This window comes from Streptomyces sp. GS7 (assembly GCF_009834125.1).
In the GTDB taxonomy this organism is placed as follows: Bacteria; Actinomycetota; Actinomycetes; order Streptomycetales; family Streptomycetaceae; genus Streptomyces.
Genome location: NZ_CP047146.1, coordinates 6,272,680 through 6,297,660 on the forward strand (window position 1 = coordinate 6,272,680; position 24,981 = coordinate 6,297,660).

Sequence of the window (24,981 nt, forward strand, 5' to 3'; positions counted from 1 at the left end):
CCAGCCGTCGAGATGTGACCTCATGCCCCCACACCCGTGACGACCACACGACGTCCGCCTCCCATCGGAGGCTCTGCGCCGGCAACCGACGCGGGAATCATCCTCGCCCTCTCCGCCCGCTCTTCCCGAAGCCGCGCCACGGCCAAGGGACCCACCGCATGACGCAAAGCAGCCCTTGCGTCATCCTCCCCACGCGCACCGGCCGCTACCATCGGACGGCCCGATATCGGGCAACGGACGGGGAACGGCAGGCAGTTCGGAGGGGGCGATGCCGTGCCGACGGCATTACGCGACGTTGTCAGGTACGCCGTTGAGCACGCGGCACCCGAGGAACTGCCGCTGCTCGACGGTCTGGCCGAACTCGACGACGTCCACGCGGAGCGCTCGCTGACGACCCGCAGCCGGGCGCGTGAACGGCTCGGGTTCGGCCTCACCGACGCGGTCGCGCTGGTCACTCCCGTGCTGTGGACGGTGCTGTCGGAGGCCGGTCGCCACGCTGTGGGACTCGCCGTCGACGGTGCCGTGGACCGGCTGCGGGACCGGCTGCGTCGGCGTCGCGCCGACCCGACGGGCGCCGCTCGGTTGACGCTCCCGCCGATGCCGCCGGAGCGCATCGAGGAAATCCGGCACACGGTCCGCGAACGGTGCCTGGCCGCGGGGGTGAACCGGGCCCGGGCGGTGGCGGTCGCCGATGCCGTCGCGGTGCGCCTGGCGATGGACGAACTGCGCAGCAGCCGGGAAGACGGGGGGCCGGAGCAACCGGATCCGGCGCGATGAGCGGCGCCGCCGACGCCAGTGCCGTGGTCGGCGGCCACGCCGTCGCCGGTCCCGATCGCCGGGTGCTCGTATCGGGCACCACACTCCGCTTCGGCCTGCTCGCCCTGCTGGTGGCGACCAGCAGCATCCAACTCCTCTGGCTGGCGGCGCCCCAGCCCCCCGTGCACGGCGCGGCCAACGCCACGTACACCTGCCTGTACGCCGTCGGCGAGAATCCGCCCCCGGGCCACTTCGCCTCCATCCGCATCGTGGCGAACGAGGCCCGCTGGCAGGCGTACAGCGCCTGTGTCCAGCGGTTCTCCGCCTCGCCGTGGCCGTGGGTGGTCGGCGGCACCGTCCTGGTGTTCGCCGCGGCCCTGCTCGTCCACTGGTGGACCCCGGCCTGGAAGATCCGGCGCGGCCGCCTCGTCCCGGTTCGGGACGGCAGCGAACTGGCCGGTGACGTGGCCGCGTTGGCGCGGCGCGCGGGGCTGGCCGGACGGGTCGCCTTCGTGATCCGGCCCGCGGCCGTCACGGCGAGCGGCGTCGCCTTCGGACGCTGGGGCCGTTCGACCGTCTGCCTGAACGCCGGACTCATCGCCCTCCGCCGGCAGGATCCGGCCGTCTTCCGCACCGTGGTGCTCCACGAATTGGCACATGTCCGCAACCGCGACGTCGACATCGCCTACGCCACCGAGGCGCTGTGGCGCGCCTTCGCGGTGCTGATACTGGTGCCGTACACCGTGCTGTGCCTGGTTCCGGCCCAACTGCTGGGCAGGCCGGCCAGCGCGGTGACGCTCTGGCAGCAGGAGTGGGACGTGGGGCTGCGCGGCCTGGTGCGGCCGGCCGTCCTCCTGGCGCTGGTCCTGCTCGCGCGGGCCGATGTGCTACGGACCCGCGAGCTGTACGCCGACCTCGACGCGGCCCGCTGGGGAGGGGAGCTGCCACACCCCGGAGCGGGGAGCCGGCCGGCGCGGGGCCCGCGTGCCGTACTGCGGAGTGCGGCGTCGCTGTGGCGCTCCCACCCGACGTGGGCCCAGCGGGCGAGCGCGCTGCACGACCCCGCCCCGTTGTTCGGCGCCCAGCCCGTCATGCTGTTCCTCAACGCGCTGGCCGCGATGGAGGTCGTGACGGCGCTGTACCCGCTGAGCAACGACACGACGGGGCAGGGCACATGGCGCTCCGCCCCTGCCTGGCTCGTCGCGGCCGTGATCACCGGCATCACCGGCGTCGCCCTGTGGCGGTCGGTGACGCACGCGGTGCTGACCGGGCGGCACGGCCCGTCGGGGCTGCGCGCCGGTTGTTGGTTGGGCGCCGGGCTGGTGGCGGGCGAGTTGCTGACCTTCCGTTCGTCGGCGGACGGCTGGCTGCCGGCCCGGCCCTGGCTACTGTTGCTGTTGGTCGCGGCGGGCGCCGTACTGTGCTGGTGGGCGAGCCTCTGTGCCGAGTTGTGGCTGGTTCGCTGCCGGGGCCGGACACCGCGCTGGACGCTGCTGGGCGGACTTGCCGCGTTCCTGCTGGTCTTCGGTGCCTGGTTCACGTTGTGGAACCAGATCGGTTCGCTGTATCTGCTCGGCCTGTCCACGCTCGGCGACACCGCCGCACGCCTGGAGCACTCACTGGGCACCACCCCGGACAGTCTCGGCATCGGGCAACTCCATGCGATCTTCCCGGTCTTCGACGTCGCCCTCCAGTTCGTCGCCAGCGCGCCCCTGGCGGCGCTCGGCGGTGCCGTGTTGTGGCTGTACCCCCTGCTTGCCTGGGCGCGCCGCCCTGTCACCGGCGTCCCGGCCTGGGTGCGTTCGGCCCTGGGCGGCGCGGCGGCGGTGGACGCCTGGCGTCCCGCCCCCGAACTCCCCCCTCTGCACCGGGTGTTGTCCCGAGGTGTGGTGGGCGGGGCACTCACCGTGTGCTCACTGACGGTCCTGGCCTGGTGGCTGCACCCGGACCATCCTCGGTCCGGCGGGGCGACGTGGGTCGTGGTCGTCTCCCTGTTGACGGCCTTCACCATCAGCGCCGCGGCCGCGTTGAATGCCGCCCTGGTGTACGGAGGCGCGCCCGCGCACCGTCTGCCCGTCGCACTGGTCGCCGCGGGGATCAGCACCCTGGTCGGACTGTGCGGCGCGTTCGTGCTGCTCAGTACCGATGGGTGCGTACGGCAGCGGTCGCTGTTCGTCGAGAACTGCGGTTGGGCGACGGCCCCGGCGTGGGGGCTGGCCCACTCGATCATCGCCCCGCTCGTCCTGGGCATCGGCTTCTATCCCACGCTGTTCGCGGCGTTGGCCGGCGCGGGACCGTGGCGTCGGTGGCTGGAGCCGTGGCGGGCCCGCAGGAAGGCGTCGGGAAGGCCGCCCGCCGCCACTCCCCACCTCCCCAACCCGCCTGCCGCCGCTGCCCATTTCCCCACTCCGCCGCCCGCCCCTCCCCCACCGACGCGAACAGTCGGCCGCGCTGCCGCTCACCTTCTCGGAAGTGGCGTGCTGTGCCTGCTGGGTGTGCTGGTGGCACGCGGCATCCTGCATGCCACTCGCCCCGACCACCCGCCGTTCTCCTGGATCCAGCACACCCAGGAAGCCGCCGCGCTCGGCCTGCTGGTGCCCTTCCTCCTGGCGTGGTGGACGGCCACCCGCCGATACCGCCCGGCACCCGCCCTGGCCGTTGCCGCCGGTGGGCTGCTGCTCGGCCTCGCCGCGGCCTTCGTCCTCCAGGCAGCGGACGGCTGCGCCGGCATTCCCCACACCCTCACCCGCACCTGCCGATGGTCGCCCGGCACCAGCTGGTTCCTCACCAGCGCGGTCCTGCTCCCCACCCTCGTAGCGCTGGTCACCTGGGCACTGGCACTCGTCGGCCTGCTGCGCACCTGCCTGGTCGGGTGGCGACGGCGGCGCACGGGAAGGCCGGCTCCCGCCCCGCCCTCTGGCCAGATGTGGCGTCACCGCACGGCGATCGCGGCGCTCTGCGCGGTCTCGGTGACGGCGCTCGGCGGAATCTACCCGGCCTCCGATCCACCTACGTCCCAGAGCACCACGGCCCCAGCGCCCCTCCCCCCTGCGCTCTCCACCGCCGGCCCCAGCCCCGACGACGTGGACGTCGCTGTGTGGTGGGTGACCGTCGGCAGCCCGCTGCCCCATTCCCTCGACGCCGGCCGCGTGGGCGTGGTCGCCGCCCTGCGGGAGTTCGGCCGGCGGGTCGATCCGGCCTCGCTGAAGGCACTGGGCAGCGCCTGTGACCGGTGGGCCGCGGACGCCCGCCGCGCGCTCTCCGCCCGTCCCGCTCCGAATCCCCCGATGGCGAACGCCTGGCAACAAGCGGCCCGTTCGGCCCGGGACGGCGGAACCCTCTGCCGCCGAAGCGTCGACCATCTCGACACGAACGCCCTCCACACGGCCCTGGCCGACATGGTCCAGCAGGTCCGCCACACCGATACCTTCTACCGCCTGCTGGCGCCCTTCCTCCGGCGCATGACCTGGACGTCCCCACCCGGAGACGAGCACGGGGGAAGCCATTAGGCGTGGTTGAGCGAGCGGCACTCGCCGCGGGATGGGCGTGCCGGCAGCAGAACTCCGCCACGCAGCAGTCCGCTGCACGCACACGGTGGTACAGCCCGCTTGTTTCGCAGCATCGGGAGGTCACCCTGCCCGCACGTGAACATGAGCAGGTCACAAAGTCCCCTGTGACGGCAGCCATTGCCGCAGCGCGGCACATGGTCACCGAATTGCGGTCGGCGCATCGCACAGTACCGGGCCGTGCTCGACGGCGCCCCGAACGCAAACGCAGCGCAACCGCCCGCCGTGCACTGTCCTCGACCTCAAGCTGACCCTCGATATGCCGAAGGGGGCTGCGACCGTGGAGTCACAGCCCCCTCAAGCATGCACATATGACGTGCGTCCGGGGCGAGTTGGAGCAACACCCCACGGGTCACGCCACTCACCGCCGAAGGGGAGCCGGCCCCGTCGTGGTCGCGTGACCGTGTCTGCGCACCTGACCAGGGCATGGCTCCCGACAATGCGTCATGCCCGTTCAGAGCACTGGAAGGGCCCAAGTCGTACCACTCGATGAAGTCGCCGGCCGCCCCCGCGAGCGCGTGCGGCGCGACAGGGTCAGGAGCCCTTGACCTTCGGCTTGTTCTTGCCGGAGTCCCAGGTCCATTGGGTGCCGGAGAACGGCGTGCGCTGGAGGTTGGTGCGGGCAACGGTGCCGAGGCTCGCGTACGCCTCCTCGGCGTAACCGGTCTTCTTGCGGTCCTTGGCGTACTGGTCGATCTTGCCGTTCACCGTTTGGAGCGTCGTGTACTGGGCGCCGCCGGCGCCGATGATGAAGCGGATGGCGGCGTCGAACTTGTCTCCGGGGTCGTCGGCGCGGTTCTTGGGGCCGGTGAAGAGGTTGCCGGGCAGCCAGATGTAGACCTGGGCGAAGTTGTCCCAACCGGCGGGCCGGGCGGCACCGGCCTGGTGGGTGATGGTCTTGTTCTTGATGCCGGTGGCGAGGTCCTTGACGTGCTGACGGTCTGCGGGCACGAGCGTGGTCCCGTACTTGTCGACGTTCTGGATGATCGCGTTGAGCACCGGGGTCGCGGCGGTCAGGACCTTGTCTTCCAGGACCGCGTTCCACAGCCAGATCAGCCCGACTCGGGGGCTCTTGGGCACGATGTGGTGGTACATGAGCTCGACCTGATGGCCGGAGACCGTCCCGTTCCCCGGTGCCGGGTAGGGGTGGGAAAGCTCCTGCAGGGCAAGGTTGTAGGCAGGCATGGCCGTCGGCGCTCCTCGTCTCGTCCGCGGTGCGGGACCGGAGAGGCGATGCTGCCAAGGAGTCCGTCCCGGCGAACAGAGGGCGGAAGGGTTTCCGGACACCGGGATGCTCGTGCGCCTCCTCGCAGGGCGTATGAGCACGGCACGTCGGTGGATCGAAGCTGAGGCCCGGTGAGCGGAGCCTCCTGCGCCGAGGTCGGGCAGCGACTCAAGACGACCGGCCAAGCCGCCTGGGGTGGTGGGAGAAGGACGCCCGATGCGGACGCCGCTCAGCTGGCGAACGCGACCGTGATCCCGCTCGGCGAGGTGGACAAGGACCGGCCACAGCCAGGCACGTGCGGCCGACCGTGGAGGGACTGGAACCGCACGCACCTGCCGGTGATGCGCGGGGAACGGCAACGGGATGCCCCGCGATTGATCTCGGGGCGTGCTGGTCAGGGGGTTCGGCGGGCTGGTGGTTCAGCAATCGCTGGTCGGCCCGTTACTCGTACCGGTACTTCAGCGAATCCGCCTCCGCCTGCTCGATGTCAGCGATCGTCAGCTCCGGCATCCGCAGCTGGGCCAACGTCACCTCGGCCGAGGTCGGCTGGGCGTCCGCCGGCAGCCACTGCTCCGGCTTCCAGGACCCGCTGCGCAGCAGCGACTTGGGGCAGTGCGGGTAGACCTCCTCGATCCCCAGCACCAGCGCACTGGCCGGCGGCTTGCCCACGGCGGTCAGCTGTGACAGCAGTTCCGGGCGGGTGGAGACGCAGGCTCGGCCGTTCACCCTGAGCGTCGTGGTGCGCCCCGGGATGACGAACAGCAGCCCGGCCCGTCCGGTGGAGACGACGTTCTGCAGGGTGTCCAGACGCTTGTTTCCGGTCGCGTCCGGTATCGCCACCGTCCGTGCGTCCAGGACGGCGACGAACCCGGCGGGGCCGCCGCGCGGGGAAACGTCACAGTTGCCCTCAGCGTCCGCGCTGGCGACCAGGACCAGCGATGAGCAGCCGATCAACTGCCGTGTCTGTACGGTGAGTTCGGTCATCTGTTTGCGCACGGCCGCGTCGCTGGGGAGTTCGTAGGCCCGGCGCAGCGCCTCCTGGTCGGGCACGGCGTCGAGGCGGAGCGAATCGAAGGCACTGCCGGCAAGGGGTGTCGTCATGCCCCGACCCTAATGACCTGTGATTGATCTTGGTCGGTGAGTGCGGGCACATAGAGACACCCGCGCGAGTTGTCTGGTGCGTGAAGATCAAACAGGCTCGCGCGGCCATGTCCCGTCCCGCCTTCTGCGGGCTGTCGCGCCGACGTCTGGGCGAGTTGGTCGCAGAACTCGCCCCGCGTTGGGTGGCACGCCGTGAGTCCGGGCGCCATGAGCGACGTGGGGGCGACGGTCGGCGGGAGGCCGGGGCCGGGCCTCTGGGGTGAGCATGTGGCACCCCGTGTTGCACGGCTGCCGTGCTCCCGGCGGGGGTGTCACTGGCGGCCGGGAGCACGGCAGCCGTGATGGTGGGAACCGAAGAAACCCGGCTTCCTGCACGGAAACAGCGCCTCGGGCAGGTCGCCGGCCGCGGTCGGCATCCGTGACCGGTTCGGCCGCGGCGGCCTGGCCCTGGTCGGCCGGGACTACCTCCGACCAGGTCCAGGCCGCGTTCGCTACCGGACGGTGAGCGGCGAGGTCAGCGGGCGCTGCCGATGTTGCGGTCCGCTTCGGAGCCCTGGAGCATCAGGGTGGTCTCCTCTATGCGGCTGAAGCGGCCGTCGGATGCCAGGTCTGCGAACACGTAGACCTCGGTGAGCACGGTCGAGCCGTCCTTCTTCGTGATGTTGACCGTGTGGCGGTCGGCGTACTTGGTGCCGTCGTAGAGCTCGTCGTGGACCTCGACAGAGCCTTCGGCGACGAGCGTACGCACGTGGGCGATGTGCTCGATGAAGCCCGCGCGGTCGGCCCACTGCCCGTCCGTGCGCTGCCGGTAGCCGGGGGCGAAGTGGCGGTCGGCGGCTTCTTCGACGGTGATGTCGGTGTTGAAGATCAGGTCGGTGAGGGCGGCGGCGACGCCAGTGGGGTTCATGGGGGATTCCTTTCACGGTGAACACCGGGTAAGTGCGTGCGCTGCGCACGCTTCTCTTTGACTGTAGCACCGGATGCGTGCGCAGCGCACGCTATTGTGGGGGTATGGAGAACGAGGTAGGACATGAGATCGCCGATGCGCTGGGCATCCTGCTCAAACGCACCACCCGCGCCCAGCTGCACAAGCACCTGACCGAGGGCATGGGGGAGGCAGTGGACGAGCTGACCTACCCGATCCTCAGCGCACTGGCCAGGACCGGCCCCCGCAGTGCCGCCGACCTGGCTCCGGACGCCGGACTCGACCGCTCCGGCGTCACCCGCCGCGCCTCCCGCCTGGAGGCTGCCGGACTCATCCGCCGCGAACCGGACCCCACCGACCGTCGCGCATCCCTGCTGGTCCTCACCGACGAGGGAGAACACGCCGTGGCCGAACTGCGCGAGCGCCTGGCCGCCCACATCGCGGCGAGTCTCAACTCCTGGCCCCCCGGGGACGCCCGGACCTTCGCCCGTCACCTCCGCCGCTTCATCACCGAAGGCCCCTTCGTATAGCCGCCTCACACCACCGGGCGGTCGCCGTCCAGTTGAGGCGCCGGCTCGATTCCGGCGTCGCAGCTCAACGCCCGCGGCGTGGTCACCGTCGTGGGCGCCGCGCACGCTCCCGGCATGCCGGCGGCCGACATCGGCGGTGCCGACTTCCGGCTCGGAAGCCTGCACAAGTGGGCCTTCGCACCGCGCGCGGCCGCGGTGCCGGCGGTCGGCCAGGAGTGGCTTCCCCGCGTCCGCCCACTCACCGTCTCCTGGGAGCACAGGCGGGCTTCCCCGCCAGCGTCGAATGGCGTAGGACTTGCGACTAGCGGCACAGGGTGCGCAGGGCGGTGAGGCAGTCCGCGGCCCGGCGCTGCGGGTCGGCGTCGGTGCTGGCCCAGGCGATCCGGGCGTCGGGCCGGATCAGGACGGCGGTGACGTCCCGCCAGATCGGGGCCGCAGCTTCGGTGTTGACGGTGGCCGCCCGCTGTTCGAGATCACTCGCGGGGCACGGCGTCCGCGTCCCGCCGAGGTCCAGCAGCAATGGCCGGCCGTGGTGCATCAAGGAGTGGGCGGTGGGTGCCTGTGCCGTGTCCAGGGCGAGGCCGGCCAGGCGGGTGCCGTTCAGCGGGTGCGCGCCGGGTGGGGTGTCGGCGGGGAGCGGGTCGTCGAAGCCGGCGATCCGGCGGGCCCACTGGCGGTTGGTCTCCGGTTCGGCCAGCGCGGCGGACCACACCTCGCGCAGCGCGATCTGCTCCGGGCCCGCAGCGGCGAACAGGGCTAGCTGCGCGCGGGTGTTGTCGATGACGGCGCGGCCGGCCGGCCGACGCTCCGTGTCGTAGCTGTCGAGCAGTCCGTCGGGCGCCCGGCTCTGGAGGGTTGCGGCGAGCTTCCAGCCCAGGTTGGTGGCGTCCTGGATGCCGAGGTTCATGCCCTGGCCACCGGCCGGGAAGAACATGTGCGCCGCGTCCCCGGCCAGCAGCACCCGTCCGGCTCGGTACCGTGCGGCCTGGCGGGTGGCATTGCCGTAGCGCGACAGCCACCGGGGGTTGCGGATACCCAGGTCCCGTCCGAGCAGTGTGCGGGTCTGCTCGCGCACCTCCTCCAGGGTCAGCGGTTCACCGGTGCCGTGGTGCATGGTGGCCGTGGACAGGCCCGCCAGCCGGTGGACGCCGTCGCCGATCGGGGCCGCCAGGAACGAACCGGCCGGCCCGGTGGCGGCGAGCGGCGCGGTGGGCGGATCGTCGAGTTCGACGTCGGCGAGCCACCCGGTCAGCGTGGTGTCCTGACCGGGGAAGTCGATGCCGGCCGCCTGGCGCACCGCGCTGCGGGTGCCGTCGCAGCCCACCACCCAGCGGGCCCGCACGGTCCGGTGGGTGCCGCCGGCCCGGATCACCACCTCGACGGCGTCCGGCCCCTGGGTGAGCGAGACGACCTCCTCCCCGCGCAGCACCCGGGCACCCACGGCAACCGCGTGCTCCTCCAGGAGCTGTTCGGTGACGGACTGACCGAGCGCCAGCATGTACGGGTGCACCGCTCCGACCGTGGAGAAGTCCAGCCGGGTGGTCGCCGCCCCGAAGTGGCCGGTCGGCACGGGGGTGCCCCGTTCGATGAACCGCTCCGCGAGTCCGCGGGTGGCGAAGGTGTCCAGCGTGCCGGCCTGCATGCCGACCGCGCGCGACCGTCCGTCCGGTGCCGCCCGGCGTTCCACGACGGTCACCTCCACCCCGCGCAGGCGCAACTCCGCGGCGAGCCAGAGCCCCACCGGGCCGGCCCCGGCGATGAGCACGTCGAGCATGACAACCACTCCCTCTCACTCTTATCCGTTGGACAAGAGTGAGCATGCCCTAGAATTGTCCATTGGACAACAGGGTTGGACAACAGGGTGCGGAAGCCGACCGGAGAGGCGCATCGGATGGGTACGACACAGGACGAGATCGTCGCCGCCACGCTGGCGGTCCTCGACGAGCACGGGCTGGACGGCGTGACCATGCGCGCCGTCGCGGCCCGGCTCGGCGTGCAGCACAACACCGTCCGCTGGCACGCCTCCAGCAAGGGCCGCCTGCTCGAACTGGCCTCCGACGAACTCCTCGCGCACTGTCTCGACGAGCCGCTGCCCGAGGCGTTCCCCGACCGCCTCAAAGAGCTGGGCCGCCGCTGCCGCGCGGCGCTGCTCTCCCGCCGCGACGCCGCCAGGATGGTCGCGGGCGTCTTCGCCGCCGAGCCCCACACGCTGCGCTACGCCGACACCGTGATCGCCACCTTGCTGGCAGCCGGCCACCCACCACGCACAGCCGCATGGACCCACTGGTCGATCTTCTACCTGACCCTGGGCCTCACCCAGGAACAGCAAGCCGCCCAAGAGACCGCACCGGCCCTCCCCCCGGACCAAGTCCCGGCCGACACCTACCCGGCCCTGGCCGCGGTCCTGCCCCACGTCGGCCCCGACAACTTCGACCAACGCTTCGAATTCGCCCTCGACCTGATCATCACCGGCCTTCCCCGAACCGAGGGACCAGCCGGCCGAAGCCCTGCTTCCACGCCAGCAGGCGTACCGGACGACGACACTCGCGATGCGCAGTCCGGACCTGGCGGGACCGGCTGAGGGGGGGGCTGCCAAACGAGCGGGGCAGGCGGGTTCAGGCAGAGATCAAGAGTGCGGGCACGTCTGTTCGGGCGGCTTCCCGCGGAGCGGCGGCGATGTTTTTGAGTGGCAGCTCGTGGCCCAGTAGGGGTGTTGTGTCCACCGCGCCGTTCACGAGCAGGTCCAGTGCCTGGTCGAAGCACTCCGTGGGATAGCGGTACGAGCCCACCAGGCGGATGCAGCGGTAGTGGACGGCGTTGGGATCCAGGTCGACCCAGGTTCCGGGCGGGCAGCCGCCGAAGGCCACCACGGTTCCCCCGGGGCGACGCAGGCCAGGGCCGTACGGTAGGTCCCCTTGCGTCCGACCGCCTCGATCACCACGGAGTACGGTCCGGCGTCTGCGTGCGGCACCTCCCCTTCATCGGGGGCAGCCACGGTACGTGCGCCCGCCGCGTGCATCAGTGCCCTCCTGGAGGGGTGCTTCACCGTGCAGGTGACGGATGCGGCACTGCTCTGCCGGGCTGCCTGGGCGATCAGGAACACCATCGGGCCGCTGCCGACCACCAGGACGTGGTCGCTCGGCCCCACGCCGCCGTCCCGGACCGCGGCGAGCGCTCAGACGAGCTATTCGGTGAACACCTCGGCGTCGAAGGGCAGGGAAGCCGGGATGGGGCGCACCGCCCTTCCGGTCTCCTCGGTCACCAGCGCGAACTCCGCGAGGGCGCCTGGTGTGATGCATGTCCCCCCGGCCGCAGAGCCTGCCGCGGCCGGCGGCACACATGGCGCAGTGACCGCAGGGTGGATGGGGATCCAGTACGACGCGGTCCCCGGGCCGCACCTGCCGGACGCCTTCTCCCGCGGCGACGACCTCACCGGTAAGCAGGATGCCGAGCGTGGCGGGCGGCGCCACCCTGGGATGTCCGACGGTGGCCGCACGCACCAACGCGGCGGAGAACACGGAGCGTTCCATGCGCACCACCACATCCGGGTCCGGCGCACCATGGGCGTCAGCTGCTCCACGATGCGCAGTGGCTTGCCCGGCCCCTCCCACAGCGACGCCCGCATGGGGACACCGGGGCGGTACGCGCAGAGTGGGGGACGGGCCGGTGTCCACAGCCATGGCGAACTCCCCTGTGCGGCATGGAACTTGGACGTCGTACTGCCACCGTGTCATCCAGGTAGGTGCCATGAAAGGGCGTCAGGAAGACGCCGATGAGATGCGGACGAGGCACGGCCCCGGGCAGAGCGTGACGACCGGCTGCCGTCGGACCCAAGCGGTGACGGCTACCGCGGGTGGCGTGCCACCCGCTTGTGCAGCCGATCCGCGCGGATGGCTGAACAACACCGGTCACGATCAGGTGCCCCTGGCCGGGATGGGCCGCCTTCGCTATCAGTGGGTGCGGCCGTGCGAGCCCCGTGCGGCGAGGTAGGAAGGACAAGCTGGGAGGCAGCACGTGGGGACCCTTGCGGAACTCCTCGGTGGCGCCCGCGCGGACGGTCGTGCAGTCCCTGCGTTCAACGTCGTTGACGACGTCACGATGTGGGCCGCCCTGCTGGCAGCGGAGCGCACCAGCTCGCCGGTGATCGGCGTTCGATCCTCCTCGTCTCGCGGATCAGTGCGTGAATACCCCGCAACAGGATCAACAGCGTGTTCGACTGGCCGGACCGCACGCCGTATTCCGCCTTCGACACGACGGATGCGGAATGGCAGGCCGTGCGTGCGTCACTACCGGTTCCGGCCTGGCCGGAGAGAGGGCAAGCTGCTCCGGTCCTCCGCCGATGCGTCGTGCGCCTGGGGGTGGTGCATCCGGCGTCGCGTCGCCGTTTCTCCGCCTCGTCCAGCGGCTTGCAGGTGCAGTCCGGCTCCTATGCCTTCAGAGCCGGGGCCGGGGTTGTGGTGGCAGATGACCAGCGGGGCCGCTGCGCAGCCTGCACCGCGGTTCCTACTTTCCCAGCGCCGCCCGCAGGCCAGACTCAGAACCCTTTCCGGTCGCCCAGGACCAGAGTGCACGCCGAGCGCTCCGGTCCATCGAGAGTGAGCGGCGGCAGGCGAGGAAGAGCAGTGCGGGCTTTTTGGCCACATACCACTGTTCCTCTGCCACCTTCAGGCAGATATCGGCAGGCGCGACACCGCTGGCAGAGAGTTGCGTCATCGCATCGACGTCCAGATCGAACTTCGACCGGGCGGCGATAGAAATCCCGTAGGCACTCTTGAACTCACGACAGAAGTCGCGTGCCGCATAAGACGGTACGTACCGGAGCCACCACTCCGATGGCGACATCTTGGGAAACGCCTCGATATCGAAAATTGACCTCAGCGATGCGTCGACCGCATCGAGTTCCGCTGCGATCAGGTGATAGTCGCCAGGACGATCCTCACGAGAGGCAGGCATCAATTCTTGTAGGGTGCTCCGCGAATTCACGTCCACGAGAAATTCCTCGACCTCCCATGGATAGCCGTCCAGGCAGTCCTCCGCAAAGGTGCGCCAGCGCGCGAGTCTTTCCGATAGATCCATGGGTACACCCTCCGAGAACTCAAAAGACTTGCCAGATGAAGTTTACATTAACGCTGACTCTCGTTGTCCATATACTCATGCGCCTCCGCAATGCTACTGCCGGGCCGGAAGTAACTCGTGATCTTCCCATTGTGCGCGATAGCCAATCTGCCCTCCGGGTCCATACGCAGCACGGCTTGATCATGAGAGCGTACAACTTCGCGAACCCCCTCAGGGGGCTTCGGGTCGCGGAACAAAGCCTCGGAGTCTGCTACATAACGAGCGAACCCGTCATCGCTATCGTGCTGATCTTGGTACTCCGGCATGTCCGGCTTTCCGTCCCTCGCGCCCTCGCCGTACGCATGTTTGTCGTAATGCTCGTCAACCTTCGCGGGATCCCATTTGTATGGCGCGAGTCCGAGGGGGTCGGCCCAGGTCTGGGGATTGTGGACGTAGGCAGACGGGTTGGGGGCGGGGCCGAGCCCGAGGGGGTCGGGGGTGAGGTAGCGGGCGGTTTCGGGGTCGTAGGTGCGGAAGTAGTTGTAGTGGAGTTCGGTTTCGGGGTCGAAGTATTGGCCGGGGAATCGGAAAGGGGTGTGGGCAGTGGCGCTGGCGTTCCAGGCGGTGGTGCCCCACAGGGTGGTGCGCGTTCGGGCGACGATGGCGCCTTGTTCGTCGAGGAGTTCGGTGGGGGTGCCGACGAGGTCGGTGACGATGGCGAAGAAGCGCTCATCGATCTCGTGTTGCGGGGCCTGGGCTGCGGTGCGGCGTTCGCGCTGCGTCAGAGGCGCTAGGCCTTGGTGGTCCCAGGTGAGGGTGACTTGAGTGGAGTGGCCGTGGATGAGGGTGGTCTGCTCGCAGAGTGTGGTGCCGTCCCAGGTGAAGTCCACCTGTTCGGTGACGTTTTGCCCGTCTTCGGTCAAACGTAGTTTGGCGGTGCGGCGGCCGAGGGGGTCGTAGGTGTAGCGCCAAGTAGTGCCGTCCGGGGTGGTGCAGGCGATCAGGCGGTCTTCGACGTCCCAGGTGTAGCGCCAGGTGTCGGGCTTGCGAGAGAGGCGCGTCTTGTGGCGGAGGATGGTGCGGCCGGCTGCGTCGTATTCGTAGCGGATGCCTCCGGCGCGGTTGATGCGGGTGCCTGTGTAGGTGCGCTCACCTCGCGCCTCGGAGACGGGGTGGTGGTCAGGCCAGGCGGCGTGGGTCTGGTTGCCGGCGGTGTCGTAGGCGTAGGTCTCAGTCCAGTTTCGGGCGGAGAGGGTGGTGACCCGGCCGGTGGCGTCGAGTTCGAAGCGGCGGGGGCCGTTGAGGTGGTCGTCGATGCCGGTGAGGTAACCGTCCGCGCGGTAGGTATAGGCGCGGCGCTGGAGGGATTCGGTTGGTGAGGTGACGTGCTGCTCGGTGAGGCGGCCGAGGGCGTCGTAGGTGTGGGCGAAGGTGAGGTCGCCGAGGGTGCGGGAGAGTTCCTGACCGAGTGCGTCGTGGGCAAAGGCCAGGGTGCGGCCGGAGATGTCAAGTGCGGTGCGGCGTCCTGCCGCGTTGCGGGTCCAGGTGCTCACCGCGCCGGTCGGAGTGGTGCGCGATATTCGGCGGCCCAGGGTGTCATAGGTGTACGTGGTGGTACGGCCGTTCACCGTTTCGGCGACGACTCGGCCGAGCTCATCGCGGGTGTAGGTGAGTTCGCAGTGCGGTCCGGTGATCTGGGCCGGGCGCCCGGAGTTGTCGTAGGTGAAGGTGGTGAGCGCGCCGTCGACGTGCTTCGTGGTGGTACGGCCCAGTGCGTCGTGGGTGAAGCGGATGGTGTGGCCGAGTGGTGTGGTGCGTGAGGTCAGACGGCCCGCCGCGTCGAGGGCGTAGGCCTGGGTGCGGTTGTCGAAATCCGTCTCGGAGATCAGACGCCCGGCCGCGTCGTATTCGTATCGCCAGGTCAGCCCCTGTGGGTTGGTGACCTGCGTGAGCCTGAGTTCGGTGTCGTACTCGAACTCGTGACGTGCGCCGTCCGGGTTGGTGCGTGCCTTGAGCTGGTCGAAGTGGCCGTATTCGAAGGTGGTGACTTGGCCCAGCGGGTCGGAAATCGAGCAGTCCCTCGGCCCACGTCCCCTGGAAGACGACCACCAGCACGTTGGGCGGCTTCGGGCTGATCGCCGTGCTGATCTACGTGATGCTCTGGGTCGGTGTCATGCTCGCGCTCACCCTTGGCTTATCTGACGGCGCAGATGCTCCGCCGCGGCGCGCCCTGAGACCCTCCGGGCCGACGGCCGATGTGCCGGTCCAGGACTCTTGCGCGTCCCCTCGACCCCCCGTGCCGGGTCGTCGGCCGGCGGATGTTGCCGGAGCCGCCGTGCCGGTCGCCGACAGCACAGCCCCGCCGCGTCGCCGCGAGCGGTGCCCGCCCGGTCTACCTGAACAGACCTGAACCCGCCTTCCTTCTGGACGCGTCGCTGCTGGACCACGCTCCCCACGCCACTCGGCACTCGCCATGCCGCACTCGACGCCATGGGGAGCCGGCCTTCCCGCACTTCTCTCCGTGACCAACTCCGTTACATGCGCCACGGTTGATGGACGATCGATGGGCCGGCGCGGGCGGAACTGTTGGTGACGGCGGATCTGAGCGGCAACTGATCCGTAGGATCGGGCGAACGTCCTTCGCCGAGGTGATGCGGGGTCGCTCTCGCATACGCCGACCCGAAATCTGGCTCACACAATTGGAAAGGCATGCCGAATGAATGGTGGCACATTAATCCCCATCCTCGTGATCTTCATCATTGCCGCAAGCATTACCACGGTTGTGGTCTCGCACTTCAGGCTGCAGACGCATCGTGCCGATGCGCAGGACATGGCCGAATATCGGAAGCTGGCCGAGGAGGTCCATGCCCACCAGGAGGCCGTCCAAGGCCGGCTCACCGAGCTGAGCGACCGTATGAAGGCGATTGAGGGCCTGCTGCAGGATATCGGCTGACTTCCACGGGCTCGGTGCGGGCCTGCGAATTTAGCCTGTCGCTGAAGAACGTGGTTCCGGCAGGGAGGCGAACCTGGACTCCTGTCCGTCGCCTCGGAGTCGGGGGCGGTCCGGGATCGCAGAGGCGGTACGCGACGGTAACCGTACGGCAGTTGTGCATGTCGGCGGAACTCCAGCGGGGCGCATTCCCCAGGGCGCGTCTCTCGGCTTCATGCGCGGCGAGCCGTTCGGCTTGACGCCCTGGACTACTGCTGCCTCGTACGTGAGGACCGCGTGGAATCGAGCGGGAGCCTCAATGACCGTGCCCAGAGAACATCCCGGTCCGGTTGTCGGTGCCGTCCGTGAAGTCGCCGCGGATTCGCTGGTACGGATGGTGCGGCACCACGCGAGGACACGGCCACATGCCATCGCCGTCGAGTCGGCGGATCGGCTCCGGACGTATGGCCAGTTATGGCATCGGAGCCTGGTGATAGCGGCCGGGTTGGACGAGGCCGGTGTCGGGCCGGGCGATCGCGTCGCCCTGTGGGCCGACCGCACCGGTGAGGTGCTGGCGGCAGCGCTCGCCGTCATGATGTTGCGGGCGTCCTACGTGCCGATCGACCCGACGCATCCCAAGGAGCGGGTGTCGGCCGTCCTCTCCGGCGCGTCCCCTGCCGCCCTGGTGCACGACAACGCGTCCGCCACGGCGGGCCTGCTCGACGTGGGTGTGCCTGTCGTGGACGTGAGCGAGCTGAAGGACATCGCCGGGCCGCCAGACCGCGAGCCGCCGCGGCCGGATGACATCGCCTATGTCATCTTCACCTCGGGATCGACAGGTTCCCCCAAGGGAGTTCAGGTCGAGCACGCGTCGCTGGCCAACTATCCGGCCTGGTGCGGTTGGCTCGTCGGCCGGTCGGGCAGCGGCAGTCCGTTGTTCGCCAGTCTCGGCTACGACCTTGCGATGACCTCCATGTGGGTGCCGCTGGCTCATGGCCACCGCGTCGTCACGGTCGAGGGTCTGTGGGACCAGGAGACCCTGTTCGGCCCGCGGCGGACCAGGCACACGTTCATCAAACTGACCCCGTCCCACGCGCGCTTCTTCGAAGCGCTCGAAGAGCCACCTGACTATGCCTCGATCACGCAGGCGCTGATGTTCGGGGGCGAGGGCCTCGACGTGCCCCTCATCCGCTCGTTGGGATCTCGCATCGACGGCGTACGACTGATCAATCACTACGGTCCGACGGAGACGGCGGTGGGCTGTTGCGCCTACCGGTTCGACAGTACGAAGCCGCTGCGTACGCCCACCGTGCCCATCGGGACTCCGGCCTGGAACAGCCGGGCATATGTGGTGGACGACCAACTGCGTCCCGTGCCGGCCGGGACGCCGGGGGAACTGGTGATCGCGGGCCGCTCGGTGGCCGCGGGATATCTGGGACAGCCTGCTGGCGCAGGGCGGTTCATGGACGAACGCGATCTGGGGGGAGGCAGCGGCAGGGCCTACCGGACCGGGGACCTGGTCGAAGTGCTTCCTGAGGGGACGCTGCTCTATCTCGGCCGCCAGGACGACCAGTTGAATCCGAAGAGGCACGGCAAGGTATCGTCGCAGGTCAGAGGGCATTTCAAGGTCAACAAGTCAGCACAAAGTCAGCATCGGCGGCGCCACGCCGGGGAACAGGTCGACTCCCGGAGGTCATGCGGCGGCCGTGGTCCAGACCTCTACAGTGCCCGAGGTCGAGAGCCCAGTACCAATTGTCGCACAACATTACAACTTTCCACGCAATTGCAAGCAGCCCCAGAATGCTTGGAGTTGGACCGGGCGAAACTCGACATCCCCAACGTCCGTTACACCCAGCCCTCCAACTTGAAGGATATTGCCGGGTGTTGGGCCCAGCCCGTCACTCTCACGGGGCGACGACTGCGCCCGCTTGCCGCAAGCATCACAAACACCGACGTCGAGTTGGCGGACTGCGGCTGCCGCCAACGGAAGGCACGAGCTGGCTATCCGCCGCGGTGCGGCGTTCATCGACCCCGCATGCCTCGTCGTCCAACTCATCGCGGCCGGGCATACCGCCGAGGCCGCTGAATCCTGGGCTGCCCGCTGCACAGCATGGGCCGAGGCGGACACTCGGGCGATCGACGCCTTCTCGGCGTCCACCGCATGTATGCACCGGACGTTCGCTCAACGCCATCCCGACGCACCATGGATCAGAGCGATGGCCGAAGCGGCCGGGGCATGGGCTTCGCTCCGCAGCGTGCGTGAATGAACGAGTGGGAAGTGGTTCGGGGCCCAGCTGCAGAAGGCGGGGCCCCGAACCTTCCTGAACACCACGACCTGCACAACCCCATCGGGGTCACAAGGCCACCGTCACGCAAGCCCGTCGGATTCGCCGACAGCATCCCGGTGAGGGGCGGGCAGCTGTCGAAGACGAGCACTCTGCCCCTCAGGTGGTCGCAGCGCGACACCGCGGTTCCGGGCACGGCTCTTCGCCCACGTACAGGCGATTGCCCATGGCTGCCGTGCTGCGGTAGGTCAGTAGTAGTGGCGCATGATCTCGGTGGCCCAGGCGGGTTGGGTGACGGTTCCTTGGGGGCTGAATTCGGTCATGTAGGGCTTGATGTCGAGGACGGGGGTGTCGTCGATGGCGTCCAGGCCCTGGACGTGGAGGTCGAGTCCGTCGATGTCGAGCAGGCGGCAGCGGGAGACGCCAAGGCGGTTGGGGCGGTTCTTGCCGCGCTGGGCGAAGATGCCGGCCAGGGGCCAGTCGGTGTTGCCGCGGGGGTGACGGGCCCCGGTCTCGATCCGGTCCACGGGGACGCGGTGGAAGTGGTAGACGACCTCCAGGTGGGAGAAGGCGTCCAGGCCCGCGACCGCGTCGGGGCCGAACCGGTCGGCATCCAGACGGATGACGGCCCGCTCCGTACCCCAGTCGTCGTCCCGGACCTCACCCCGTCCACCGACCACCCGGCCCACCGGACGACACACCACCTCGGAAGTGCCACTGTCACCGTCCCACACGCCGCCACGGACCAGCAGCTCACCCGGTACGGCCCGACGTACGGTCAGATAGACCTCCTCGCGCGACACACCCAACAACGTGCCCAACTCGTCGCGCAGTAGCACCAGCAGCCGCCCCACGGTCTCGCGCGGATAGGTCGCCTTGCATGTGATGAAGCCGATGGGGGCACGCGCACCAACGGCGGCCCGCTCCCAGTCCAGGCGGTGTGCCGCGTCGGGCTCGAGCCGCTGCCAGGTCACCCAGCAGTGCTCCGCCGGGATCCGCAGCAGTGTGGTGACCGCCTTGGCGACCTGCGCGAGGGCAGGCCGGCCAGGGCTCGGGTCGGGAGAGAGGAGGGTGATGACGGGCATGGGGGCGGTGCCTCTCTGGGGGTTCGGTCTTTGCGGGGCGGAGATTGCCTATGGCGCGTCGCGCTCAGGGGGTGAGTGTGGCCAGGAGTTTCGACCGGTCGATCTTTCCGTTGGCCGTGACCGGTAGGTGGTCCACGCGGCGTACGACGTCCGGGACGGCGTGTGGGGGAAGTTTCAACCCCAGTGAACGGCGCAACAGGATGGGGTCGGCGGGGCTGCTGCCCTCGCCGGAGGACGTGTAGAACAGCGCGAGCCGGTCGTAGTTGCCCAGTTCGCCGGGTACGGGTACGGCGACGCAGTGCGAGACACCGGGCAGTCGGCCCGCGTGCGCTTCGATCTCCTCCGGTTCGATGCGATAGCCGCGGATCTTGACCTGGCGGTCGGCGCGACCGGTGAAGTGGAAGACGCCGTCGGCATCCCGGAATCCATCGTCGCCGGTGCGGTACAGGCGAGTGGCGTGGGATGGCCACTCCTGGAAGCGCTTGGCCGTCAGCGCCGGGTCGCGCAGGTAGCCCTGCGCCAGCCCGGCACCACTGATGCACAGTTCGCCGACAGTGCCGGGCGGGCACTCCCTGCCTTCCTCGTCCAGGACGTGGATGTCGGTGCCGGGCACGGGGCGGCCGATCGGAACCCCGTACTCCGCCTCGCAGTCCGGCGCGGTGATGGGATGCACGGTGGCGAACACGCAGCTTTCCACCGGGCCGTATCCGTTGAACAGCTGGATACCGGGGTGCAGGCCGAGGAACTTGCCCACATGGGACGTCGAGAGGCGTTCGCCGCCGATGTACAGGCGCCCCAAGCCGCGGAAGCAGTCCGGGTCTATCTCGGTGAAGAGGTTGAAGAGGGACGCCGTGAGCCAGGCGGTGTCGACGCCATGGGCGTCGATCAGCCGCCGCAGAGTGTCCGGCAGCAGATAGTCCTCGGTCGCGGTCGCGCAGGTACCGCCGGTCGTCAGCGTCCCCCACAGCTCGAGCGAGAACGCGTCCCAGGCGGCCGGTGCCGCCTGCAGCATGACGACGCCCGGCCCGAAGCCCAGCGGCCCGTCCGCCATGAACAGTCGTGTGGTGGCGAGATGCGGGGAGACGACCCCCTTCGGCGTACCGCTGGTTCCTGAGGTGAAGAAGACCGAGGCGGGCACATCCGCCGGGCCGTCGTACGCCTGGAAATCGACTGTGCAGGTCCGGGCCGGCAGGTCGGCCGGCGGCCGCCATATCATCCACTGCTCCGGCAACTCCTCTGTGTCGGTCACCAGCACGGGAGCGCCCAGCTGTTCCAGTACACCGTCGATCCGCTCCTGCGGCCATCTCGGGTCCAACGCGGCGTAACCGGCACCGCACTTGAGGATGGAGAGGAGGGCGACGTACAGACGGGCACAGCGGGGCAGCAGGACAGGGATCAGCATGCCCCGGCCGGCGCCGGCGGCTGACAGGGCGGCTGCCCAGACGTCGGCTATGGCGTCGAGGGCCGCGTAGTCGAGCCGTATCTCGCCGTCGACCACCGCAAGGGCGCCTGGTGCCGTCCGGGCCTGGTGCGCGACGGCCTGGTGGATGAGTCCGAACCCCAAGGAACAGCCCTCCAGATCGGTCTTTCGGAATCCCTTCGCAGATATTCGACCCCCTTCACATGTGGTGTCACGTACCCACTTCCGGGGACGCGGATCGGCATTGACTTTCCGTACCGCCGGAATGGAATCTGGCTGAGCCCGGGGTCGCCGCCAACCTCGGTCTTTCCCAAGGGAGTTGATTTTGATGACGACTGTCAAAAAGGAAAGGCATAGCCTTCCGGAGCCGGCACTGGCTGGCGGCGGCAGCGGTGTCGAGCTGCTGGACTACGACGCCGTACCCGGTCGGCGGACGGTCGGCTCGGCCCCGGGAAACATGCTCCTGATCCATGGTTTCGGCGGCGACAAAGGACAGCTGCGACCGCTCGGCGACGCCCTGTGCCCGACCGGTTCGGTGGCCGTCTACCCCTCGCTGCGCGCGCACGGCGACAGCCACCGGCCGGCATGGGGCTACTCGGTGCTGGACTTCTCCGCCGACCTCCACCGCTTCGCCGACGCCCTCCCGGACGACCTGCACCTGGTCGGCTACTCATACGGAGGACTGGTGGCAGCCATCTCTGCGGTCACCTGGGGTGCGGCCAAGGTGCGCAGTCTCGTGCTGATCGACCAGTCCTTCGACGCCCACCCCGCCCTGCACGTGGCAGACGAGTGGGTCGAGGGCAGCCTGCTGCGCTGGACCTACGACTTCGGGCACCTCCCGGACCTGCTGGAGCGGCTGGACATCCCCGTACTGGTGCTGGCCGCAGCGGACAGCCGCAACATCCCGGCCGACGAACGTGAACGCCTCTCCCACCGGGACGGCAAGGCGCTCGCGGTGGAAACCATCCGGGGATCCCACGCCGACTGCTACCGCAATACGGACCAGATCGCCTCCGCGATGCGCGATTTCTATAGTGGTCAATTCCCCGGAACCGATGAGAAGGAAAATGCCGCATGAAGGTCCGTTTCATCGAGGAAGGGCCGGCCCGCACCCTCGTTCTGGGAAATCTCGTCAATTCCCTCGGCAACGGCGCCTTTCTGACCTGCTCCGCCCTCTACTTCACCCGGATCGCCGGCTTCTCCCCGTCCGAGCTCGGCCTCGGACTCAGCATCGCCGGCATCGCGGGGCTGTTCGCCGGTGTTCCCTTCGGACATCTCGCCGACCGCAGGGGCCCGCGCGGCACTGCGGCGGCGCTCCTCGCCCTGGCCGGCGTTGCAACTGCCGCCTACCTGACGGCCGACTCGTATGCCTTGTTCGTCGTGATCGCCTTTCTGTACGCGCTCTTCGAACGTGGTGCACACGCCGCCCGGCAGGCTTTGATCCCGGCGGTCCTGAACTCCGAGAACCTGGTGCGTGTCCGCGCCAAGATTCGTGTCGTCACGAACGTCGGCGTCTCGGCGGGAGCCGGGCTGGGCGGTCTGGCTCTGCTGTGGGACACCGACACGGCCTACCGACTTACCTTCGCCCTCAACGCGTTGAGCTTCATTGGCTGCGGTCTGATGTTCCTGCGGCTGCCTGCCGTACCGCCCTCGGCGGAGCGCCGCCCGGGCGAGCCGCGGTTCGCGGTACTACGGGACACCCCGTACGCGCTGCTCGCAGTGATCAACATGGTGATGCTGCTGCATATCCCGATCCTCGAGGTGATCCTCCCGCTGTGGATCGCGCTCCGCACGGACGCACCGCACGCGCTCACCGCCGTACTGCTCCTGCTCAACACTCTCGCCGTGGTCGCCCTGCAGGTTCCCGTCACCAAGAGGATCGGCGAACTGCGCTCGGCCGTCCGGGCCTTCCGGCTCGCGGGAGTCGTCCTGCTCGGCTGCTGCACGGCCTTCGCGCTGTCGGCCGGCCGCGGTCCTGTGACGGCGACGGTGGTGCTGCTGGTGGCGGCGGCGCTGCACGTGTACGGCGAGATCGTGCAATCGGCCGGCTCCTGGGTGATCGGCTACGAACTCGCGCCCGCGGACAAACAGGGCCAGTACCAGGGCTTGTTCAACACCGGGATCGGGGCCGTCCAGATGTTCGGCCCGGTCGCGCTGACCCTGCTCCTGATCGACTGGGGCAGGCCCGGCTGGCTGCTGCTCGGGGCGGTGTTCCTGGCCGCCGGGCTCTCGATGGCGCCAGCGGTGCGCTGGGCCCAGACCCGCCGGACCAGCGCGGATACGGCCACCCCTGCGCCGGCCGCCGCTGCCTGAACGGCGCTCCGCATATCAGCCACGACACATCAGACGAGGGAGACGATGGCTCACCCGCACCCCACCGCGAAATCCACCGCAATATCCGATAGGAAATCCACCACCGTGCCGTCCTCGGACGCCGGCCGTGACGGCGTGGAACTTCAACTTTGCGACGTCTGGCGCCGGTTGCTCCGCCGTGACGACGTCGGTATCCACGACGACTTCTTCTCGCTCGGCGGCCACTCACTGCTCGCCATCAAGCTCACGGTGGAGGTGCGCAGGCTCTTCCAGGTCGACCTCACCGCCGCCGACCTGCTCTCCGCGGCCACCGTCGCCGAGCTGGCCGAGATCGTCCGCCGCGGCACCGCCGACCGGAAGGGCCAGCTGGTCCGCATCCAGCAGGGCGCCGGCGGCAGCCCCGTCTACGCCCTGCCGCCGGTGTCCGGGACCGTGCTCCTCTACCCGCCCATCGCCCGTGCCATGGGACTCGACCAGCCGTTCTGGGCGGTCCAGTCGGTCGGCCTGCTGCCGGGCGAGGAGCCCCTGTCGTCGCTGGAGGACATCTCCGAGTGCTTCATCGAGCAGCTGCGCACCGTCCACCCGGAGGGCGCCGAGTGGAACCTGATCGGCTATTCCATGGGCGGGCTGCTCGCCTATGAGACTGCCCGCCGGCTGACGGAACGCGGCGAGCGCGTCGGGCTCGTCGGCCTGCTCGACACCCGCATCACCGTCGAACCCAGCGGCGACCCGGATTTCGCCCTGCGCGCGTTGCTCTGGCGCGGGCTCAAGCTGAACCTGGACGTCGACTGGCTGCGCGGCCTGACCCCGGACACCAGGGCGCAGGTCCTGGTAGAGCGAGCCGTCGCCGCGGGCACCATGCCCGCCGACTTCGACGCCGACCGCCTGCGCCGCATGGTCGACATGTACCAGTTCAACCTGGACGCCCTGGCGGCCTACCGGATCCAGCCGTACGACGGCACGGTCACCGTATTCCGCGTCACCGACCGCTCGCTGGAGGGCGACTCCCTCCCCGACGACCTGGGCTGGAGCGAGTTCGCGGCCCGTGCCGCGGTCTGCGACGTCCCGGGCGACCACTTCACGATGGTCGAGCCGGGCCAGGTCGAGGTCCTGGGCCGGCGCCTGCGCGAGCAGCTCAACCTGGCGTCCACAGGCGCACCGGCCTCGTGACGGCCTTCGTGCGGAAAGGAATGCCCATGCCCCTGCCGTTACCCGAAGAATCCTCACCTTCCTGCAGCCTGACCCCCATCGGCGTCGTCCGCTCCCCTCGCAGCGTGCCCGAGCACGACCGCTGGGGCGGGGTCATCTCGCGCATCGAACTCGACCCCGCGCGCCTGAGCCCCGAGGCCGTGACCGGTCTGGAACAGTTTTCCCACCTCGAAGTCGTCTTCCACTTCCATCGCGTACCCGAGTCAGCGGCCGTCACCGGCGCCTGCCACCCCAGGGGCCGCACGGACCTGCCCCACCTCGGCATCCTCGCCCAGCGGCTCAAGGAGCGCCCCAACCGGCTCGGCGTGTCACGCTGCGAGCTGGTCAGCGTCGACGGCCTCACACTGCACGTACGGGCCCTGGACGCGCTGGACGGAACGCCGGTGCTCGACGTCAAGCCGTACCAGCAGCTCTTCCAGCCGGACCCGGCCACGGTACGCGAACCGACCTGGCTCCACACGGCGATGTCCGCCTACTACGACACCTGACGGCGCCCCGCGCGGGCACGTCGCGCTCGACGGCGGCACTTGCCTTCCCGGTACCTCTCCGCCACGCCCCGGACCCGGCCACAAGCTGACCGAG

Annotated in this window: 20 protein-coding genes; 10 read left to right on the forward strand and 10 right to left on the reverse strand. The window is 69.5% G+C overall.

What is annotated here, in order from left to right:
• Window positions 1–273 precede the first annotated feature (273 nt).
• Both GR130_RS27310 and GR130_RS27315 read left to right on the forward strand, forming a co-directional pair.
• Window positions 274–777 carry a hypothetical protein gene (locus GR130_RS27310; protein ID WP_159507169.1) on the forward strand — a complete coding sequence of 168 codons (504 nt, stop codon included), beginning with the start codon at window positions 274–276 and terminating at the stop codon, window positions 775–777.
• Window positions 774–4,265, forward strand: coding sequence for a M48 family metalloprotease (locus GR130_RS27315; RefSeq protein WP_159507170.1), 3,492 nt, complete (start codon window positions 774–776; stop codon window positions 4,263–4,265). The genes GR130_RS27310 and GR130_RS27315 overlap by 4 nt, the downstream gene beginning before the upstream one ends.
• Window positions 4,266–4,856: 591 nt before the next feature.
• On the opposite strand, the gene GR130_RS27320 is transcribed toward GR130_RS27315, so the two are convergent.
• From GR130_RS27320 to GR130_RS27330, 3 genes are all read right to left on the reverse strand, one after another.
• Window positions 4,857–5,507, reverse strand: coding sequence for a hypothetical protein (locus GR130_RS27320; protein ID WP_159507171.1), 651 nt, complete (start codon window positions 5,505–5,507; stop codon window positions 4,857–4,859).
• 481 nt (window positions 5,508–5,988) lie between these two features.
• The gene (locus tag GR130_RS27325) at window positions 5,989–6,648 is read right to left on the reverse strand and encodes an MSMEG_1061 family FMN-dependent PPOX-type flavoprotein (protein ID WP_159507172.1); all 660 of its coding nucleotides are present in this window, start codon (window positions 6,646–6,648) and stop codon (window positions 5,989–5,991) included.
• Between the two features lie 514 nt (window positions 6,649–7,162).
• Window positions 7,163–7,555 (reverse strand): nuclear transport factor 2 family protein, encoded by a 393-nt coding sequence (locus GR130_RS27330; RefSeq protein WP_159507173.1) that lies wholly within the window; start codon window positions 7,553–7,555, stop codon window positions 7,163–7,165.
• A gap of 104 nt (window positions 7,556–7,659) precedes the next feature.
• Between GR130_RS27330 and GR130_RS27335 the strand changes: the two genes are divergently transcribed.
• Window positions 7,660–8,103, forward strand: coding sequence for a MarR family winged helix-turn-helix transcriptional regulator (locus GR130_RS27335; RefSeq protein ID WP_159507174.1), 444 nt, complete (start codon window positions 7,660–7,662; stop codon window positions 8,101–8,103).
• Between the two features lie 301 nt (window positions 8,104–8,404).
• Here GR130_RS27335 and GR130_RS27340 read toward each other — a convergent pair whose 3' ends face one another.
• Complete coding sequence (locus tag GR130_RS27340) at window positions 8,405–9,877, reverse strand: FAD-dependent monooxygenase (protein ID WP_159507175.1); 1,473 nt, start codon at window positions 9,875–9,877, stop codon at window positions 8,405–8,407.
• Between the two features lie 117 nt (window positions 9,878–9,994).
• Here GR130_RS27340 and GR130_RS27345 point away from each other — a divergent pair, with 117 nt between their 5' ends.
• A complete protein-coding gene (locus GR130_RS27345) occupies window positions 9,995–10,684 on the forward strand; it encodes a TetR/AcrR family transcriptional regulator C-terminal domain-containing protein (protein WP_236573535.1) in 690 nt (229 codons plus the stop codon).
• A gap of 34 nt (window positions 10,685–10,718) precedes the next feature.
• On the opposite strand, the gene GR130_RS27350 is transcribed toward GR130_RS27345, so the two are convergent.
• The 4 genes from GR130_RS27350 to GR130_RS27365 form a co-directional block, all read right to left on the reverse strand.
• Window positions 10,719–10,973, reverse strand: coding sequence for a hypothetical protein (locus GR130_RS27350; protein ID WP_159507176.1), 255 nt, complete (start codon window positions 10,971–10,973; stop codon window positions 10,719–10,721).
• Between the two features lie 108 nt (window positions 10,974–11,081).
• A complete protein-coding gene (locus tag GR130_RS42055; protein ID WP_443043674.1) occupies window positions 11,082–11,852 on the reverse strand; it encodes an alcohol dehydrogenase catalytic domain-containing protein in 771 nt (256 codons plus the stop codon).
• 754 nt (window positions 11,853–12,606) lie between these two features.
• Window positions 12,607–13,179: a hypothetical protein gene (locus GR130_RS27360; protein WP_159507178.1), complete on the reverse strand. Its 573-nt coding sequence runs from the start codon at window positions 13,177–13,179 to the stop codon at window positions 12,607–12,609.
• 47 nt (window positions 13,180–13,226) lie between these two features.
• Entirely contained in the window at window positions 13,227–14,786 is a 1,560-nt protein-coding gene (locus GR130_RS27365) for an RHS repeat-associated core domain-containing protein (protein WP_443043675.1), read from the reverse strand.
• Window positions 14,787–15,874: 1,088 nt separating this feature from the next.
• On the opposite strand from GR130_RS27365, the gene GR130_RS27370 reads away from it, so the two are divergent.
• Complete coding sequence (locus tag GR130_RS27370) at window positions 15,875–16,111, forward strand: hypothetical protein (RefSeq protein ID WP_159507179.1); 237 nt, start codon at window positions 15,875–15,877, stop codon at window positions 16,109–16,111.
• A gap of 295 nt (window positions 16,112–16,406) precedes the next feature.
• Window positions 16,407–18,173 (forward strand): amino acid adenylation domain-containing protein, encoded by a 1,767-nt coding sequence (locus GR130_RS27375; protein WP_159507180.1) that lies wholly within the window; start codon window positions 16,407–16,409, stop codon window positions 18,171–18,173.
• 447 nt (window positions 18,174–18,620) lie between these two features.
• On the opposite strand, the gene GR130_RS27380 is transcribed toward GR130_RS27375, so the two are convergent.
• Window positions 18,621–19,076, reverse strand: a complete 456-nt coding sequence (locus tag GR130_RS27380) for an SAM-dependent methyltransferase (RefSeq protein WP_159510255.1) — start codon at window positions 19,074–19,076, stop codon at window positions 18,621–18,623.
• 445 nt (window positions 19,077–19,521) lie between these two features.
• Entirely contained in the window at window positions 19,522–21,021 is a 1,500-nt protein-coding gene (locus GR130_RS27385) for an amino acid adenylation domain-containing protein (RefSeq protein WP_159507181.1), read from the reverse strand.
• Between the two features lie 184 nt (window positions 21,022–21,205).
• On the opposite strand from GR130_RS27385, the gene GR130_RS27390 reads away from it, so the two are divergent.
• From GR130_RS27390 to GR130_RS27405, 4 genes are all read left to right on the forward strand, one after another.
• Complete coding sequence (locus GR130_RS27390) at window positions 21,206–21,955, forward strand: alpha/beta fold hydrolase (protein WP_159507182.1); 750 nt, start codon at window positions 21,206–21,208, stop codon at window positions 21,953–21,955.
• Complete coding sequence (locus GR130_RS27395; protein ID WP_159507183.1) at window positions 21,952–23,190, forward strand: MFS transporter; 1,239 nt, start codon at window positions 21,952–21,954, stop codon at window positions 23,188–23,190. Before GR130_RS27390 ends, GR130_RS27395 begins: the two co-directional genes overlap by 4 nt.
• A 135-nt stretch (window positions 23,191–23,325) precedes the next feature.
• On the forward strand, window positions 23,326–24,360 hold the full coding sequence (locus tag GR130_RS27400; RefSeq protein ID WP_159507184.1) for a thioesterase domain-containing protein: 1,035 nt from the start codon (window positions 23,326–23,328) through the stop codon (window positions 24,358–24,360).
• Between the two features lie 26 nt (window positions 24,361–24,386).
• Window positions 24,387–24,887: an SAM-dependent methyltransferase gene (locus GR130_RS27405; RefSeq protein ID WP_159507185.1), complete on the forward strand. Its 501-nt coding sequence runs from the start codon at window positions 24,387–24,389 to the stop codon at window positions 24,885–24,887.
• The last annotated feature ends 94 nt before the right edge of the window (window positions 24,888–24,981 follow it).